This is a genomic window from Tateyamaria sp. ANG-S1, from assembly GCF_000814025.1.
Taxonomy (GTDB): Bacteria; Pseudomonadota; Alphaproteobacteria; order Rhodobacterales; family Rhodobacteraceae; genus Tateyamaria.
Map to the genome: position 1 here is coordinate 135,647 of NZ_JWLL01000003.1, position 17,512 is coordinate 153,158.

The following is a 17,512-nucleotide window of genomic DNA, read 5'->3' on the forward strand; positions in this document are numbered from 1 at the left end:
AGGTAGGAACGAGCCGATCCCGGAAACAGGGTCGGCTCAGTCTATTTGGAGATACGCAATGCGACAGAAGGTGATCGTCGCCGAGTGGCCTCGTTCAAGCAGCCCATTCGACTGCTACACGCACCACCTCCGCCCAACGCGGGGGCAAAGCGCGCCCTACCCGTCAAGCTGCGCCATCACCTCGTCGCTGGCCTCGAAATTGGTAGTAACGGTCTGCACGTCGTCGTCATCCTCCAGCGCATCCACCAGCTTCATCAGCTTCTGCATGCCCTCCAGGTCCATCTCGGTGGTCGTCGTAGGACGCCAGATCAGCTTGGTGCTCTCGCTTTCGCCCAACTCGGCCTCCAGCGCATTGGACACCTCGTTCAGATCAGTGTCGGCACACCAGATCACATGCCCATCCTCGGTGCTCTCCACATCCTCGGCCCCGGCCTCGATGGCGGCCATCATCACGGTATCCGCGTCACCAACCTCAACCGGGTAGCTCACAGCCCCCTTGCGGTCGAACATAAAGCCCACGCTGCCCGTCTCGCCCAGGTTCCCGCCATTCTTGGTAAAGGTCGACCGCACGGTCGACGCCGTCCGGTTCCGGTTGTCGGTCATCGCCTCGACAATCACAGCCACACCATTGGGCCCATAACCCTCATAGCGGATTTCCTCGTAATCCTCGCCCTCACCGGCCACAGACTTCTTGATCGCGCGATCAATATTATCCTTCGGCATCGACTGCGACTTGGCCTCTTTCACGGCCAGACGCAGGCGCGGGTTCTTGTCGGGATCGGGATCGCCCATCTTGGCGGCGATGGTGATCTCCTTCGACAGCTTCGAAAACAGCTTGGCGCGCAGCTTGTCCTGACGCCCCTTGCGGTGCTGAATATTCGCCCATTTTGAGTGCCCGGCCATGCGCGCCTCCTGTCTCGCAAATTCGGTGGTCCGGGCGTCTATAGGACATCGCACGCAGGCGGGGCAAGGCCACCCTGTGCACCCGCGCAGAGCCCCCGTGCGTGGCGCACGCCTGCACCGCCGCTACCTTGCAAGCACACAAACAGGAGGCAACCCATGGGCGTGATGATCAACGGCGTGTACGAGGCCGAAGACCCCGGCCCCGGCACCACCCAAAACGGCACCTACGAACGCGCCAAAAGCACGCTGCGCCACTGGATCACCCCCGACGGCCCCTTCACCCCCGACCCAGGCCGCTATCACCTCTTCGTGGCGTGGAACTGCCCCTGGGCACATCGCACCCTGCTGATCCGCGCCATCCTCGGCCTGCAAGACGCGATCACGATCAGCATCGCCAAACCCCGCCGCACAGACCAGGGCTGGGTCTTCGACACAGACGGCGCATTCTCCGACCCCGAACTGCAAGCCACCGCCCTGCACGAAATCTACGCCCGCCACCGCCCCGCCTACACGGGCCGGATCACGGTCCCGGTCCTCTGGGACAAAGAAGCAGAACAAATCGTCTCCAACGAAAGCGCGGACATCGTGCGGATGCTGGGCACCGGCTTCGACCCACACCGCCGCCTCTGCCCACCCGAACACGAGGCAGAGATCGACCGCTGGAACACCCTCATTCACGCAAAAATCAACAACGGCGTCTACCGCGCCGGTTTCGCCCGCACGCAAGAGGCGTACGACACCGCCGTCACCGACCTCTTCGCCACACTGAACGAACTCGAAACCCACCTCACCAACAACACAACGCTCACAGGCGACACACTTACCGAAGCCGACCTCCGCCTCTTTCCCACGCTCGCCCGCTTCGACATGGCCTACCACTACGCCTTCAAATGCAACCTCGCCAAACTCAGCGACTACCCCGCGCTCTGGGACTACGCCCGCGCGCTCTACGCCCTGCCCGGCGTGGCCGACACCGTCAAACCCGACATCTACAAAGCGGGCTACTTCTCCCCATCCGAGCTGCGCAACCCGCTGGGCATCATCCCCGCCGGCCCCAAGGTCAACTGGACCCAACCACCCCACCGCACAATACCACGCCCCGACTAGCCCTTTCTTCTGGCTAAAAATACCTCGGGGGAGGCGCGCAAGCGCCGGGGCGGAGCCCCCTTCAAAATGTCGTCGCGCTTCAGCGCGGCATTCAAATCACGTGACCGAATTACAACTGGCACCGCCACCCCCACATCCCTACCCTGCCGGGATGACGACAGACCAGATCATCCTTTTCACCCTCTTCGGCGCCGTCTTCGGCCTCCTGCTCTGGGGAAAGCTCCGCTACGACATCGTCGCCTTCACAGCGCTCATGCTCGGCGTGGTCCTCGGCGTGGTGCCAAGCGCAGATGCCTTCTCCGGCTTCGGCCACCCCGCCACGCTCGTGGTGGCACTGGTGCTGGTGGTCTCTGCTGGTCTGGTGCGCTCCGGCGCGGTCTTCCTGATCACGCGCACGCTGGTCGATGCGTCCCGCTCCCTCGGCGCACATATCACGCTCATGGGCGCCATCGGCGGCGTGCTGTCGGCCTTCATGAACAACGTGGCGGCCCTCGCCCTCCTGATGCCGGTGGACATGCAAACGGCGCGCAAGGCAGGGCGATCCCCGGGGCTCAGCCTCATGCCGCTCAGCTTCGCGACCATCCTCGGCGGCATGGTCACCCTGATCGGCACGCCCCCCAACATCATCATCGCCACGATCCGCGAGGACGCACTGGGTGAACCCTTCCGCATGTTCGACTTCGCCCCTGTCGGAGGTCTCGCGGCCATCGCCGGGCTCGCGTTCGTGGCGCTCATCGGCTGGCGGCTCATCCCCGCCCGCGCCGATGCCGAAGGCCCGACCGAGGCACTCTCAGCCTACATCGCTGAACTCACCATCCCCGAAGGCTCCAAACACGCAGGCAAGCGCGTCGGCGAACTCTACGAAGACGCCGAAAAGGCGGATGTCGCCATCATTGGCCTGATCCGCGACGGCCAGCGCCGCTACGGCCGCGCCCGCAACGCGCTGCTGCAAGAGGGCGACGCGCTGGTGCTCGAAGCCACGCCAGACGCGCTCGACGAATTCCGCGCCGCCCTCGGCCTGTCCGTCGCCGACGCCAAACGCGAAGAGCAACTAAAGGCCGCCGGGGAAGGCGTTGAAATCATTGAGGTCGTGGTCACAGACCAGTCCCGCCTGATCGGACGCACCGCGCAAAGCGTGGGGCTCAGTTGGCGACAATCCACGGTGCTCATGGGCATCTCGCGCGGCGGCAAACGGATCACCAAACAGATCCGCAAGACCCCCATCCGCGCAGGCGACATCCTCCTGTTGCTGGTGCCCCGCGACACCGGCCAAGACGTCACGCAATGGCTCGGCTGCCTGCCGCTGGCGGAACGCGGGCTGGCGGTGACGGCGGATGAAAAAGTCTGGCTCGCCATCGGCCTTTTCGCAGGCGCCGTCGCCGCCGCGAGCGTGGGCCTGCTCTACCTGCCCATCGCCCTCGGCCTCGTTGTGGTGGCCTATGTCCTGTCCAAAATCGTGCCCCTGTCCGAGCTTTACACCCATATCGAATGGCCCGTCGTCGTCCTCCTGGGCTCGATGATCCCACTCGGCGCGGCGCTGGAAACCTCGGGCGGCACCGAACTCATCGCAGGCTGGCTCGTCACGATGACGGACGGCCTGCCCGCCTGGGCCGTGCTGACAGTACTGATGATCGTTACGATGAGCCTGTCTGACGTCCTCAACAACACAGCCACAACCATCGTGGCCGCCCCCGTGGGCATCCAGATGGCACAGACACTCGGCGTCTCCCCCGACCCGTTTCTGATGGCCGTCGCAGTCGCGGCCTCCTCGGCCTTCCTCACCCCCATCGGGCATAAGAACAACACACTGATCCTCGGCCCCGGCGGCTACCAATTCGGCGACTACTGGCGCATCGGCCTGCCGCTCGAAGTGATCGTCATCGCCGTATCGATCCCCGCCATCCTCGTCTTCTGGCCCCTCTGACCGGGCGCTGGAATTTTTCAAAAATTCCGGTCCGTTTTCTGTGTCAGAAAACGGCTGACCAAGCGTCAGCGTTGCGCGCCGCCAATCCGCCCGTCTAACCTCCCCATCAGGGAGAGACATCATGGACATATTACTCAACGTGGTACTGCCACTGTCGCTGGCGATCATCATGCTCAGCCTTGGCGTTGGCCTGACCTTCGCCGATTTCGCCCGCGTCCTGCGCACACCCAAGGCCTTTGCCATCGGCGCAACAGCACAAATCATCCTGTTGCCCGTCGTCACATACGCCATCGTCGTCACCTTCGGCCTCGGCCCCGAAATCGCCGTGGGCTTCATGCTGCTCAGCTTCTGCCCAGGCGGGGTCACCTCAAACATGATCGCGCGGCTGTCCAAGGGTGACGTCGCCCTGTCTGTCTCCCTCACCGCCGTGGTCAGCCTGCTCAGCATCCTGACGGTGCCCATCCTCGCTGCATGGTCCGTCGTGCATTTCATGGGCGACGCAGCCCCCGACGTGTCGGTGACCGGCCTCGCCATATCGGTCTTCATCATCGTGACGCTTCCCGTGCTCATCGGTGTCCTGATCCGCCACTTCGCCGCCAACTTCGCCATTCGGATCGAGCCGTTCCTGTCCCGCCTCGCCACCCTCCTCTTCATCATCATCGTGGTCGCCGCCCTCGCCGCCAACTGGGACGTCTTCACCGCCAATCTCGGCACGCTCGGCCCCGCCCTCATCGTCCTGAACGCCGTCCTCCTCCTCATCGGCCTGGGTCTCGCCCTCGCGCTCGCCCTGCCCTGGGACCAGGCCAAGACCATCTCGGTCGAAACCGGCATCCAGAACGCCACGCTCGGCATCACCCTCGCCGCCCTGATCTCGGGCCAGGCCGAAGGGCTCAGCGCCATGGCCCTGCCCTCGGGCGTCTATGGTATCCTCATGTACATCGTCGCCGCACCCTTCGTGGCGTGGTTCCGCAGAGCTTAAGGAGACACTCATGGATCAAGCAGACGCCATCGTCGTGGGCTCCGGCCTGGCCGGCCTCGCCGCCGCCGCCGAATTGGGCGACCGGGGCAAGAAGGTCATCATCGTCGATCAGGAACCCCGCAGTTTCCTTGGCGGTCAAGCCTTCTGGTCCTTGGGCGGCCTCTTCATGATCGACACGCCGGAACAGCGGCGCATGGGGATCCGCGACAGCCGCGACCTCGCCCTCAACGACTGGATGGGCAGCGCCCAGTTCGACCGCGACGAAGACGCCATGCCCCGCAAATGGGCCGAGGCCTATATCGACTTCGCCGCAGGCGAGATGCGCCCCTGGCTCCACGCCATGGGCCTGCGCTGGTTCCCCGTCGTGGGCTGGGCCGAACGGGGCGGCAGCTACGCAGACGGGCACGGCAACTCCGTCCCACGCTTCCACATCACATGGGGCACCGGCCCCGGCATCATCGAACATTTCATCCGCCGCTGCGAAGACCACGAACGCGCGGGCCTCATCCAGTTCAACTTCCGCCACCAAGTCGACCGGATCGACATGGAAAACGGCACCGCCAAAGGCGTCAGCGGCACCCTCCTCGCCGACGACAGCGCCGCACGCGGCCAGAAAACCAACCGCGACCCCGTGGGTGACTTCGCCCTCAAAGCGCCCTCCGTGATCGTCACCTCCGGCGGCATCGGCGGCAATTTCGACATGGTGCGCAAGGTCTGGCCCACCGACCGGCTCGGCCCCGCACCCGCCTCCATGGTGGCCGGCGTCCCCGCCCATGTCGACGGCCGCATGATCGGCATCTCGGAAGCCGCAGGCGGCCATGTCATCAACGGCGACCGCATGTGGCACTACACCGAAGGGGTCAAGAACTGGGACCCGATCTGGCCCAGCCACGGCATCCGCATCCTGCCGGGTCCCTCCTCCATGTGGTTCGACGCAACAGGCAACCGGTTCGCACCCCCAGCGCTCCCCGGCTTCGACAGCATGTCCACCCTGCGCGAGATCTTGGCCACAGGCTACGACTACAGCTGGTTCGTCCTCACGCAAAAGATCATCAAAAAGGAATTCGCCCTCTCGGGCTCCGAACAAAACCCCGACCTCACCTCGAAAAAATGGTCCGAGGTGATCAAGCAGCGTATCCTGTCAGGCAAAAACGCCACCGCCCCGGTCGAGGCGTTCAAGGAGCGGGGCGAAGATTTCGTAGTGGCCAATGACCTCACAACCCTCGTGCGTGGCATGAACCAGGTCGCAGGCGGCAACCTCATTGATGAGGCCAAGCTGCGCAAACAGATCGAGGTGCGCGACGCACAAATCGACAACCCGTTCTCCAAGGACGCGCAGATGATGGCGATCCACGCCGCACGCAACTACCGGGGCGACAGACTGCTGCGTACGGCCAAACCGCACAAGTTCCTCGACCCCGCGAACGGCCCCCTGATCGCGGTCAAGCTGCACGTGCTCACGCGCAAGACGCTTGGCGGTCTGCACACCACGCTGGATGCCCAGATGATCGGCACCGACGGAACGCCAGTGCCCGGCCTTTTTGCGGCCGGTGAAGTCGCAGGCTTCGGCGGCGGCGGCTACCACGGCTACAACGCGCTCGAAGGGACGTTTCTAGGCGGCTGCATCTTCTCGGGCCGCAACGCGGGCCGCTCAACCGCCATCGCCTGAGCCGAAAACCCGCGCAACGTCATGCAACCCGTGGCCGGGATCACGTCCTTGCGCGCGACAGTTAAAAACATCGCACCACCACTGCCATGCTCCGATGCCACACGGACAAACCAGCGCACAATGATGAAACAGACGTTGATCTGCCGGGGATTCGCGGGCTTGTTTTTCCCACAGCAGAAGGCACCACTGCCATGACGGCGGGCGCGTGCGGTTCCGGGAAACCGCCCTCGTCAGGCAGCCAGATCAGCGACTTGGGCCACAATGGCCCCTGCGCCATAGACAACGATCTCGGCCGGGTTTCAGGCAAACGCTGGGCCAAGGTTTGGCTCACGGAAAACACGCCCCCAATCGAAGAAGCGATAGCAAAGGTGCAGGAAGCAAACACCCGACACCTCGCCGCCGATTGCCGAACGAACACAAGTATATGTCACGACAGGTATGACCGTGCTCAACCTCGCAGATGACGGGCGCGAGGGGACTGAAATCACAGCCGCCTCACCAAAACCACCGATCCCTACTGCCCTTTGATGATCACCCAACCGCTGCCGATGCGGCATGGGTCAACGGCATCCTACATCTTACCCTCCATCGATCTGCACCGGCTTGTCCGGGGCCAGATGCACAGGCGCCTCCCCAAACAGATGTGCGACACCCGCCTCATCAAACATCGCCCAGCGCGCGGCGATCAACTGGTACTGCCGCGTCTCGCACCCCCAGGCATCGCGGGTAAAGCGTGACCGCCACACGCCCTCCACACGCAGGGGCAATTGCACAGTGTCCACACCTTCCGCCCGCCAACCGGGGGTCTTGGCGCGCGTCTGAAACAGCAAGGCGCGCAACCGGCGCTCAATGGCCAGCGCCTGCGTGTTGCGGCGCCCGGCAAACACCACCTCTATGGCGGCACCATCGGGCAGAAAGCCCCGCACAACCAGATCCTGCCGGTTGTTGCGATGCGCCTGCGGCACAAGCCCAACCGTGACCCGCCGGACAGGCGAGCGGAACAGGCCATTGTCCTCATAGGCGGGCGTGATCAGATGTGGAGGGCGGCGAAGGTCAGGCATGGCGTTATGCCCAACCGGTACCAGCCGGTCGTGAAAAATCGGTTACGACGCAAGCGGCAAAACTGTGAACATCAGCAATCTTTATACGCTTCGCGCCACGCCAAATAGCAGATTTGCTTCCAGATCTCTCAAGATGCAAACCCGCCACGCCGAGGCGCGACACTTCCTGAACAAAAGGTTAAGTCGCCCCTGCAAGCCCTTGATCTTACAAGGCTGCGCCCATGTCCCACGCTGGGACAGGTGGTGCATCTCAAAGCGGCCAGATAAACGGAATCACCGCCGAGGCGAGTAGACCCACACTCAAATTCAAAGGGATCCCCACCTTCATAAAGTCGGTGAATTTATACCCGCCAGGACCATAAACCAGCATATTGGTCTGGTACCCGATCGGCGTCGCAAACGAGGCCGAAGCCGCAACCATAACGGCCACCACCAGAGGCCGCGGATCAATCCCCAAAGCCGTGGCCAACCCAATCGCGATGGGGGTCAAAACGACCGCCACGGCATTGTTGCTGACCAGCTCCGTCAGGACCGAGGTGAGCAGGTAAACCGCCCACACGATCAGGAAGGGCGGCAAAACCATCAACCCCGGCGCGACAGCATCCACAATCAACGCCACCGCCCCCGTGGCCTCCAATGCAGCGCCGATGGCCAGCATCGAAAAGATCAGCGCCAGCAACCGACCATCCACAAAGGAAAACGCCTCATCCGCGTCGATACAGCCGGTGATCAGAACGGTCGCGACCGCCAGCACCGACAGCATCAGGATCGGCGCCACACCCAAGGCGGCCAGCACCACGATCCCCAACAAAGCCGCCAGCGCAATGGGCGCGTGGCTGCGCCGAAACTCACGCTGCGAGGGCTTCGATACGTCAACCATATCCATATCAGCAGCCAGACGCTGAATATCCTCGGGCGCGCCCTCCAGCAGCAGCGTGTCGCCCACCTTCACCACCAGATCATCCAGCTGCCGCCCGATATTCTGGTTCCGCCGGTGCACAGCCAACGGATACACCCCATACCGCCGCCGCAGGCGCAGCGCGCCAAGGCTCCGACCGATCATGCGGCAACCGGGGGTGATCAAGACCTCCACCGTGGTCGTCTCCACCGCGCCCACCTGATCAATACGCTTGAGCTCCTTGTTGCGCTGCAGGCTCAGAAGTTCGGTCATCTGGGTGCGCAACACCACCCGGTCCCCCACCTGCAACTGGACGCCAGCCATGTTGCGACGCAAGGACTGGTCACCCCGGATCACGTCAATCAGGCGCACGCCATCCCGCTTGAACAGCTGCACGCCCGTGACGTCACGGCCAACAAGGTTCGATTCCGGTGGGATCACCGCCTCGGTAAAGAACTTCATCCGGCTGCGATCACTCAGGAGCCCCGCCATGCTGTCCCGCTCGGGCAGCAGCATGGGTCCAAAAAAGCGCAGATAGATCATGCCCCAGATCACAAGGATGATCCCCAGCGGGGTCACCTCAAAAATGGTGAAGGGCTCCATGCCCTGGGTCCGCGCGACGCCATCGACCAGCAGGTTGGTCGAGGTGCCGATCAGCGTCAGCGTGCCGCCAAGAATAGCCGCATAGCTCAGCGGGATCAGCATCTTCGAAGGCGCAAGCCCCATCGTCTTGGCCAGTTGAATGATCACTGGGATCATCACGACCACGACGGGCGTATTGGACACGATGGCCGAACTGAGGATGACAAAGGCCATCAACATGACCACGGCCACCGCAGGATTGGTGCGGGCCTGCCGGTCGGCCAAGCCGGTAAAGGCATCAAGGGCACCAGTCCGCACAAGCGCGCCCATGATGATGAACATCGCCGCAATCGTCCACGGCGCCGGGTTCGACAATACGCTCAACGCCTGCTCATACGGCAAGGCCCCCATGGCCAACAGAATTGCCGTGCCCGTGATGGCAACCACTTCCGTCGGAAACAGCTCGCGCAGAAACAACACAAACATGACGCCGACCACCGCCAGTGTCAGTACCGCGTTGCCGGTTTGCGAAAGCTCGATCAGCCCCATGCCGTGATCCTTAGTCGTGCACAGATCGGCGCACACTGTCCCCCAAGGGGACATGGTCTTCAACCCGGCGCCTGCGCGGTTGAACCAAAAACATACCCAAAAGCATCAGCATAAGGGCAATCCAGACCGTCGGTGCGTAATCTTCACTCAGGATAAGCCGCGCCCAGAAGACACCGAAGAGGGTCACCAGAAAACTGACCTGCACCGCAAAGACGGGACCTGCACGCCCAACAAGCCAAACATAACCCGCATAGACCAGCACATGGATCGTCGCACTCAACATCAGGGCAAGCTCTGCCGCGCCATAGGAAGGGCGCGGATCAATCCACTGGCCGCTGAAGAGGGCGAGCGGCAAGGCGATGATCGACCCGACGATGGATGCGCCCCACAGCACCTGTATCGCATCCAGCCCCGCCGTGCCCCAGCGGGCCACATAGTTGCCCTCAAACGCATAGAACAGACCGGAGATCAGGCCCACGAACACCCATAGGACCGGAATGCCACCCGCCAGGGTCGCACCGGGCAGCACGATCAGCATCACGGCGGTCAATCCGACGCACAGGCCACCAAATCGCCGCCATTCAAACCGGTCAAGGCCGAGGGAGAGCGCAATCGGAAAAGCCCAGATCGGGATCATGCTCAGCAGGATCGACATGATCCCCGACGGCAGATGCACCGCCGCCTGATAGCTGGCAGAGTTCGGCAGGACGGACCCAATCAGCGCGATCACCACATAGACCCGCATCTGTGCGGCCCCGAGCGGCAGTGAAAGCCCTCGCACAACGGCCAGGAAGGTCATCACGACCGCACCGATTACCAATTGCCAAAACAGAAGTCCGAAATGCTGGTAGCCAGTGCTGACAGCGATCTTGGTTAGGGGCATGGTCAGCCCCCACCCGGCCCCCAGCACCACAAGGACCAGGCTGAACCCCAGCGCCGCGCGCCCTGTCACGGCCCACTGGCCCGCAGCAGCCCTCCCTCGCGCACCATCTCGATCCGCGTGGCACGTCCATCGTCGCCCGTCTCGACATAGACGCCCGACAGCGTGGCAGGGCCAAGGGCGGGCGCAAACCGTTCCTTCGGCATGCCGGTGATAAAGCGGCGCAGGGGTTCGTCGCGCTGCATCCCGATGACCGAGTTATAGTCACCACACATGCCCGCATCGGTCAGATAGGCACAGCCCTTGGACAGGATCATGGCATCCGCCGTCGGTACATGGGTGTGGGTGCCCACCATCAGGCTCGCCCGCCCGTCACACCAATGGCCCATGGCCATCTTCTCAGACGTCGCCTCGCAATGAAAATCCACGATGATCGCGTCGGCCTGACCGCCCAGAGGATGGGTCCGGAACACCGTTTCCAGGGCAGAGAACGGATCATCAAAGGGCCGCTTCATGAACACCTGACCCAGCGCTTGCGCCACCAGCACTTTTTTCCCGTTCCGGGCCGTGAACAGCCGCGCGCCCTTGCCCGGTGCCGCCTTCGAGAAATTAAGGGGCCGAATAATGCGCGGCTCCTGCGCGATAAAGCCCAGCATGTCCTTCTGATCAAAGGCATGATCGCCAAGCGTCACGCAGTCTGCGCCTGCCTCAAGCAACACCTTGGCATGCGCACCAGACAGCCCCATGCCCGAGGTCGCGTTCTCGCCGTTGACCACGACGAAATCGAGATCCCACTCGGTACGCAAACGCGGTAGATTATCGGTGATCGCCTGACGGCCCGCACGGCCCATCACATCACCCAGAAAAAGCAGTTTCATACCTGCCCATATGCCCCGACGGACGGGAACGGCAAGCGAAATGCGCCAGCCCATGTCCCTTCTCTGTTTCAAAAAAAATCCCGGGGGACGGCCGCAGGCCGGGGGGCTGGCCCCCTCAGACCTCGATGATGTCGGTGTCGGTCACGATCATATCGAGCGTCTGATCAGTAGGCTCCAGGGGCAGGTCCGGCATTTCCTGCGCGCCATAGGCGAACCCTATGGCAAGGGTCGCGCGCCGCGCGCGCAGCCCTTCCAGCGTCCGATCATAGAAACCACCACCATAACCAAGACGCCCGCCCGTTCGGGTAAAGGCCACAAGGGGCACAATCACGATCTCAGGCTCCAGCAGGTCCTCGACCGCGGGGACCTGCGCACCGAATGGCCCCTCGGCCATCGGCGCATCGGGGGTCCAACGGGAAAAGACCAGCGGCTGCCCCGCCGCCCGGATCACCGGTACGGCGACAGGGCCATGTGCTGCGGCCTCGGACATCGCAGGAAGCGGATCAATCTCCGACCGGATAGGCATGTAGCCCGACAAGGGCACACCGCGATAGCCAGCCAGAACGGAGGACAACAGGCCGGACCCCCCGCCCGCATCCAGATCAAACGCCGCCTTGCGTGCCGCAAAGGCTGCCTTGCGGATGGCTGCTTTTTCGTCTGTCAGTCCCATGAGTACCCCCCTACGGGACGGTGGGCGGGGCGGCTTTGCGCGCCAGCGCAAACAGCGTCCGCACCCGTCACAACAGCACCGCCGCAGCAAGGCCCAGAAAGGCAAAGAACCCAACCACGTCGGTCACAGTCGTCACGAACGCGCCCGACGCCAGCGCCGGATCAATCCCGATCCGGTCAAGAACAATGGGAATGCCAGTGCCAGCCAAACCCGCCACAACCATGTTCACGACCATGGCCGCCGCAATCACATAGCCCAACGCGGGTGAGCCGAACCAGATGATGCCAATCACTCCCATCACCACGGCAAAGACGGCTCCGTTGATCAGCCCCACCAGAACCTCGCGCCGGATCACGCGCCACACATTCGCACCTGTCAGGTCCTTGGTGGCCAGCGCACGGGTCGCCACGGTCAGCGATTGCGTGCCCGCATTGCCCCCCATCGACGCCACAATCGGCATCAATACGGCCAAGGCCACGATCTGCGCGATGGCCGCGTCGAACTGCGCAATCACAAGCGAAGCAAGGATCGACGTCACAAGGTTCACGGCCAGCCAGGGAATGCGCCGCTTCGTCGTCTCCCGTACGGAATCGGACAGCGCCGACTCCTCGCCCACCCCGGCCAGACGCAAGATGTCCTCCTCGTGCTCGTCATCCAGCACGGCCATCGCGTCGTCGATGGTGATCAGACCAATCAACCGCCCCTCGTCATCGACAACAGGGGCCGAAATCAGGTGGTACTGGTTAAAGGCATAGGCAACATCGCTTTCTTCCTGGGTGGCGGGAATGACCTGAAACGTCTCCTCCACCAGATCAGCGAGTGGCACTTCGCGGCGCGAGCGCATGAGCTTGCCCAAGGTGACATTGCCGACCGGATGCAGGCGCGGATCGACCAGGACGATGTGGTAAAACTGCTTGGGCAACGCATCCTCGTCCGCACTGCGCAGGCGATCAATCGCCTCGCCCACGGTCCAGTGCTCGGGTGCCATGACAACCTCGCGCTGCATGAGGCGGCCCGCGGAGTATTCGGGAAAGGCCAGTGACTGCTCGACCAGCGCGCGGTCCGTATCCTCAAGCGCGTCGAGGATCTTTTCCTGCTGCGCATCATCCAGGTCCTCGACCAGATCCACAACGTCATCGCTGTCCAGATCACGCACCGCCTCGGCCAGTACGGCCGGCTTAAGGACGCCGATCACCTCTTCCCGGATCGACTCGTCCAGTTCCGACAGGATGTCACCGTCAAACTCGCGGTCGTAGAGCCGGATCAGGCGCGACCGGTCAAAGGCGTTGATCTGTTCCAGAAGGTCAGCAATGTCGGCCGCGTGCAGCGGCTCCATCAGCTTGGTCAGCTGCTCGCGATCCTCGATATCGACAGCGTAAAGGATCGCGGAAACGTCCTTGCGTTCAAGGACATAGGCGTTCTCGTCCTGGGCGGGTTCAGTCACGTCAATCTGATCTGACATGGCGTGCGTCTCCCTTCCTTCGCGTCTGGCCAGACCATAGGGCGCACCCCTTGGGCTGACAATGGGCCGGATTTCGCTTTGCGCTGTTCGGGCCGCCTCGGCATAAGGCGGGGATGACAAATGCACAGCTTTTGACCGGCCATGTCCTGACCTTCTCCGACGACCCGTTCGTGGTCCCATGGACCGACGCCGTGCGGATCGAGGAAGACAGTGCCGTTCTGATTGAAAACGGTCGGATCACGGCCATCGGCGCGGACGCCATGGCAAGGGGCGCAGATGCCACACGCCACGACTACCCCGGCCACCTGATCTGCCCCGGATTTGTCGACGCACACGCCCACTACCCGCAGACGGCCATCATCGCGTCCTGGGGCAAGCGGCTGATCGACTGGCTCAACACCTACACCTTCCCCGAAGAGATGCGCTTTGGTGATCCTGCCTATGCGCAGGCTACGTCCGAACGCTACCTGGACCTGCTGCTTGATCACGGCACCACGTCCGTTGCCAGCTTCTGCACGATCCACCCGGAAAGCGTCGATGCCCTCTTCACCGCAGCCGCCTACCGCAACATGGCCGTGGTCGCGGGCAAGACCTGCATGGACCGCAACGCACCCGACGGGCTGCGCGACACGGCGCAGTCCGCCTATGACGACAGCAAGGCGCTGCTGCAGCGCTGGCACGGCATAGGCCGCGCGCGCTACGCCATCACGCCACGCTTCTCGCCCACCTCGACCGAAGACCAACTGGCCGCCCTCGGCGCGCTCTGGGCCGAGCATCCCGATGCGCTGATGCAAACGCATCTGAGCGAACAGGTGGACGAGATCGAATGGGTCCGCGGCCTCTACCCCACCGCGCGCGACTATCTCGACACGTACGAGGTCCATGGCCTCCTCGGCGCACGAGGCCTTTACGGCCACGCCATCCATCTGGAACCGCGCGAGATTGACCGGCTGCGCGAGGTGGAAGGCGGACTGGTGCATTGCCCGACCTCCAACACGTTCATCGGCTCCGGTCTCTTTGACCTGATGGGCCTCACGTCCCAGGGGCTGCGCGCAGGCCTTGCGACGGACACGGGCGGCGGTTCATCCTTTTCGATGCTGCGCTCCATGGCAGCAGCCTACGAGATCGCGCAACTGCGCGGCGTGGCAGTCCACGCTGCGCAACTCCTTTGGCTCGCCACGGCAGGTTCGGCCCGCGTGCTGCACCGTCAGGACGAAATCGGACAGATCGCGCCGGGACTTGCCGCCGACCTGTGCGTGCTGAACCTCGCCTCCACACCCGCTATCGCGCAACGCCACGCGCGGGCGGATGATGTCTGGGACGCCATCTTTCCCACCATCATGATGGGCGATGACCGGGCCGTGGCGGATGTCTGGGTCGCAGGGCAGCGGCGCACCTAGCAGGGCGCGGCCAGAACCATCACCCAGATGTTGCCGGGCGTCTGCGCCAGCCCAACCGCCTGCGCCTGCCGGTGCAGGATGTTGCGGCGATGACCGCGCGACGCCATCCACGACGCCATCACTTCGGTCAGCGACCGCTGGCCCGAGGCGATGTTTTCCGCCCCAAAACAAAACCGGTATCCGCCGCGCGTCAGACGCTGGCCAATGTCGGAGCCGTCCGAGCCGCTATGGGAAAAAAAACCGTTGGCGGCCATGTCACGCGCATGACCAGCCGCCACAGCCTCAAGCACCGGATCATAAACCAGAGGCGCCCGGTTCTGTGCCGCGCGTTCGGCGTTGATGGCGGCCAAGGCCACAGGATCAGCCGACACGACAGACCCAAGCACAGCAAACACCCCGATCAGAACAAAATGCCTCATATCACCTCGCTCAACCCCTTGGCCAACGCAGTCTGCCGCGCGATGGCGGTGGCCAGATCAAAGGTCACCACCTGCCCGTCCCGCACGAGCTGGCGCCCCTCGACAAACAGATCGCGCACAGTCGTCGGGCCCGCCAGCAGCAACGCTGCCGGGTCCCAGCTGCCTGCGGCTTCGATCCCGCTCACATCCCAGATCGCCACATCGGCTCGCGCACCAACCGACAGATGACCGCACTCCGGACGGCCCAGCACGGCGGCACCGCCGCGCGTCGCGATCTCCAGCGCTTCCTGCGCATTCATGGCATCCGCACCCCGCGCCACACGTTGCAGCAACATCGCCTGCCGCGCCTCGGCCACGAGGTTGCCCGCATCATTGCTGGCCGACCCGTCAACGCCCAGCCCCAAAGGCACGCCCGCATCCCGCATTGCACGCACTGGCGCGATGCCGGACCCAAGTCGGCAATTCGAACAGGGGCAATGGGCGACGCCCGTGCTGGTCCGGGCAAATAGATCAATCTCCGACGCATCCAGCTTGACGCAATGCGCATGCCACACGTCCGGTCCGACCCAGCCCAGATCCTCGGCATACTGGCCGGGCCGACAGCCGAACTGTGCGAGGGAATAGGCAATATCCTCATCATTCTCGGCCAGATGGGTGTGCATCATCACGCCCTTGTCGCGCGCCAGAACGGCCGCATCGCGCATCAAGTCCCGGCTGACTGAGAACGGAGAGCACGGCGCGACACCCACCCGGCACATGGAACCCGCGCTGGCATCGTGAAACGCATCAATGACACGCACCATATCCGATAGGATCGCCTCCTCCTCCTCGACCAACGCATCCGGGGGCAGGCCACCCTTGCTCTCGCCAATGCTCATCGCACCACGGGTGGGATGAAAGCGCAGCCCGACCTCCGCCGCAGCCGCAATGGTGTCCTCCAGCCGCACGCCGTTTGGATAAAGATAGAGGTGATCCGACGACAGCGTGCAGCCGGACAGCGCCAGTTCCGCCAACCCGATCTGGGCAGAGACGAACATGTGCTCGGGCGTGAACCGTGACCAGATGGGATAGAGCGTCTTCAACCAGCCAAAAAGAAGCGCGTCCTGCGCCGCCGGCACGGCACGTGTGAGCGTCTGATAGAGATGATGGTGCGTGTTGACGAGGCCGGGTGTCACCACGCAGCCTTGGGCGTCCACAACCTCCCCCGCTGGTGTCAAACCGTGGCCAATCTCGGCAACCTGCCCGTCCTTCAACAGGACATCGGCATCACGCAACACACGCCGGTCATCATCCATCGTGACCAGATGGGACGCGCGGCGGATCAGAGTTTCGGTCAAACGAAGCCCGCCAGAATATCGAGCGCCGCGCGATGCACATCCACATGCGACGCGGCCACGACCCGCCCGCCCATATGGACAGGCGCACCGGACCAGTCGGTCACGATACCGCCCGCCGCCTCGATCACACCGATGGGGGCCTGAATGTCGTAGCTGTTCAGGCCAGCCTCGATCACCAGATCAATCTGTCCTGCCGCCAGCAGCGCATAGGCATAGCAATCCATGCCGTAGCGCACCAGCTTGACCTGGTCGGCCACAGCCTCGAAACCTGCCCGCTCAGTCGCGCTGCCCACTTCGGGGAATGTCGTGAACAGCACCACGTCAGACAGGCCACGCGGCGCACGGGTTCTGATCCGACCCTCGCCCATGGGGCCCCTGAGCCACGCGGTTTTGTCGCTGCCCCAGAACCGCTCGCGTATGTAAGGCTGATCAATCATGCCAAGGACCGGGCCAGCCTCATCACCGACGGCAATCAAAACACCCCAGGTCGGTGTCCCGGCCACAAACCCGCGCGTGCCGTCAATGGGGTCAAGCACCCAGGTCAAACCGCTCTGCCCCGTTTGCGTGCCGAATTCCTCGCCCAGAATGGCGTCCATCGGGCGCCGTTCGGCCAGAACCAGACGCATCGCCTGCTCGGCCGCCCTGTCGGCAATGGTCACGGGATCGTACCCGCCCGCATCCTTGTTTTCGGTGCCCAGATCGGCGCCTCGAAAATGCGGCAGGATCGCCTCCGATGCAGCATCCGCCATCGCATGCGCGACATCTGTCAGTTCTGGTAGGAGGTGTCTCATGCC

Annotated in this window: 15 protein-coding genes; 5 read left to right on the forward strand and 10 right to left on the reverse strand. The window is 63.6% G+C overall.

Annotated elements, in window-relative coordinates; translation table 11 throughout:
- Window positions 1-156 precede the first annotated feature (156 nt).
- Entirely contained in the window at window positions 157-903 is a 747-nt protein-coding gene (locus RA29_RS02505; protein ID WP_039682648.1) for a YebC/PmpR family DNA-binding transcriptional regulator, read from the reverse strand.
- Between the two features lie 156 nt (window positions 904-1,059).
- Here RA29_RS02505 and RA29_RS02510 point away from each other — a divergent pair, with 156 nt between their 5' ends.
- From RA29_RS02510 to RA29_RS02525, 4 genes are all read left to right on the forward strand, one after another.
- Complete coding sequence (locus RA29_RS02510; protein ID WP_039682650.1) at window positions 1,060-2,010, forward strand: glutathione S-transferase C-terminal domain-containing protein; 951 nt, start codon at window positions 1,060-1,062, stop codon at window positions 2,008-2,010.
- 151 nt (window positions 2,011-2,161) lie between these two features.
- Window positions 2,162-3,934: an SLC13 family permease gene (locus RA29_RS02515; protein WP_039682652.1), complete on the forward strand. Its 1,773-nt coding sequence runs from the start codon at window positions 2,162-2,164 to the stop codon at window positions 3,932-3,934.
- 121 nt (window positions 3,935-4,055) lie between these two features.
- Window positions 4,056-4,913: a bile acid:sodium symporter family protein gene (locus tag RA29_RS02520; protein ID WP_039682654.1), complete on the forward strand. Its 858-nt coding sequence runs from the start codon at window positions 4,056-4,058 to the stop codon at window positions 4,911-4,913.
- A gap of 10 nt (window positions 4,914-4,923) precedes the next feature.
- Window positions 4,924-6,582: an FAD-binding dehydrogenase gene (locus RA29_RS02525; protein WP_039682656.1), complete on the forward strand. Its 1,659-nt coding sequence runs from the start codon at window positions 4,924-4,926 to the stop codon at window positions 6,580-6,582.
- 578 nt (window positions 6,583-7,160) lie between these two features.
- On the opposite strand, the gene RA29_RS02530 is transcribed toward RA29_RS02525, so the two are convergent.
- The 6 genes from RA29_RS02530 to mgtE form a co-directional block, all read right to left on the reverse strand.
- The gene (locus RA29_RS02530) at window positions 7,161-7,643 is read right to left on the reverse strand and encodes a hypothetical protein (RefSeq protein ID WP_052249429.1); all 483 of its coding nucleotides are present in this window, start codon (window positions 7,641-7,643) and stop codon (window positions 7,161-7,163) included.
- 250 nt (window positions 7,644-7,893) lie between these two features.
- The gene (locus tag RA29_RS02535) at window positions 7,894-9,672 is read right to left on the reverse strand and encodes an SLC13 family permease (protein WP_039682658.1); all 1,779 of its coding nucleotides are present in this window, start codon (window positions 9,670-9,672) and stop codon (window positions 7,894-7,896) included.
- A gap of 10 nt (window positions 9,673-9,682) precedes the next feature.
- On the reverse strand, window positions 9,683-10,624 hold the full coding sequence (locus RA29_RS02540) for a DMT family transporter (protein WP_039682660.1): 942 nt from the start codon (window positions 10,622-10,624) through the stop codon (window positions 9,683-9,685).
- On the reverse strand, window positions 10,621-11,430 hold the full coding sequence (locus RA29_RS02545; RefSeq protein ID WP_039683840.1) for a TIGR00282 family metallophosphoesterase: 810 nt from the start codon (window positions 11,428-11,430) through the stop codon (window positions 10,621-10,623). Before RA29_RS02545 ends, RA29_RS02540 begins: the two co-directional genes overlap by 4 nt.
- 115 nt (window positions 11,431-11,545) lie before the next feature.
- The gene (locus tag RA29_RS02550) at window positions 11,546-12,100 is read right to left on the reverse strand and encodes a 5-formyltetrahydrofolate cyclo-ligase (RefSeq protein ID WP_039682662.1); all 555 of its coding nucleotides are present in this window, start codon (window positions 12,098-12,100) and stop codon (window positions 11,546-11,548) included.
- 67 nt (window positions 12,101-12,167) lie between these two features.
- Window positions 12,168-13,562 (reverse strand): magnesium transporter, encoded by a 1,395-nt coding sequence (mgtE, locus tag RA29_RS02555; protein WP_039682664.1) that lies wholly within the window; start codon window positions 13,560-13,562, stop codon window positions 12,168-12,170.
- A 113-nt stretch (window positions 13,563-13,675) separates the two neighbouring features.
- Here mgtE and guaD point away from each other — a divergent pair, with 113 nt between their 5' ends.
- Complete coding sequence (gene guaD, locus RA29_RS02560; RefSeq protein ID WP_039682666.1) at window positions 13,676-14,962, forward strand: guanine deaminase; 1,287 nt, start codon at window positions 13,676-13,678, stop codon at window positions 14,960-14,962.
- On the opposite strand, the gene RA29_RS02565 is transcribed toward guaD, so the two are convergent.
- From RA29_RS02565 to hisN, 3 genes are read right to left on the reverse strand one after another with little or no spacing between them, the layout of a single operon-like run.
- Window positions 14,959-15,381, reverse strand: a complete 423-nt coding sequence (locus RA29_RS02565) for a CAP domain-containing protein (protein WP_052249430.1) — start codon at window positions 15,379-15,381, stop codon at window positions 14,959-14,961. The two genes, guaD and RA29_RS02565, sit on opposite strands and share 4 nt — an antisense overlap.
- On the reverse strand, window positions 15,378-16,718 hold the full coding sequence (locus RA29_RS02570; protein ID WP_039682668.1) for an 8-oxoguanine deaminase: 1,341 nt from the start codon (window positions 16,716-16,718) through the stop codon (window positions 15,378-15,380). Before RA29_RS02570 ends, RA29_RS02565 begins: the two co-directional genes overlap by 4 nt.
- Complete coding sequence (gene hisN, locus RA29_RS02575) at window positions 16,715-17,509, reverse strand: histidinol-phosphatase (protein ID WP_082029407.1); 795 nt, start codon at window positions 17,507-17,509, stop codon at window positions 16,715-16,717. Before hisN ends, RA29_RS02570 begins: the two co-directional genes overlap by 4 nt.
- Between the last annotated feature and the right edge of the window lie 3 nt (window positions 17,510-17,512).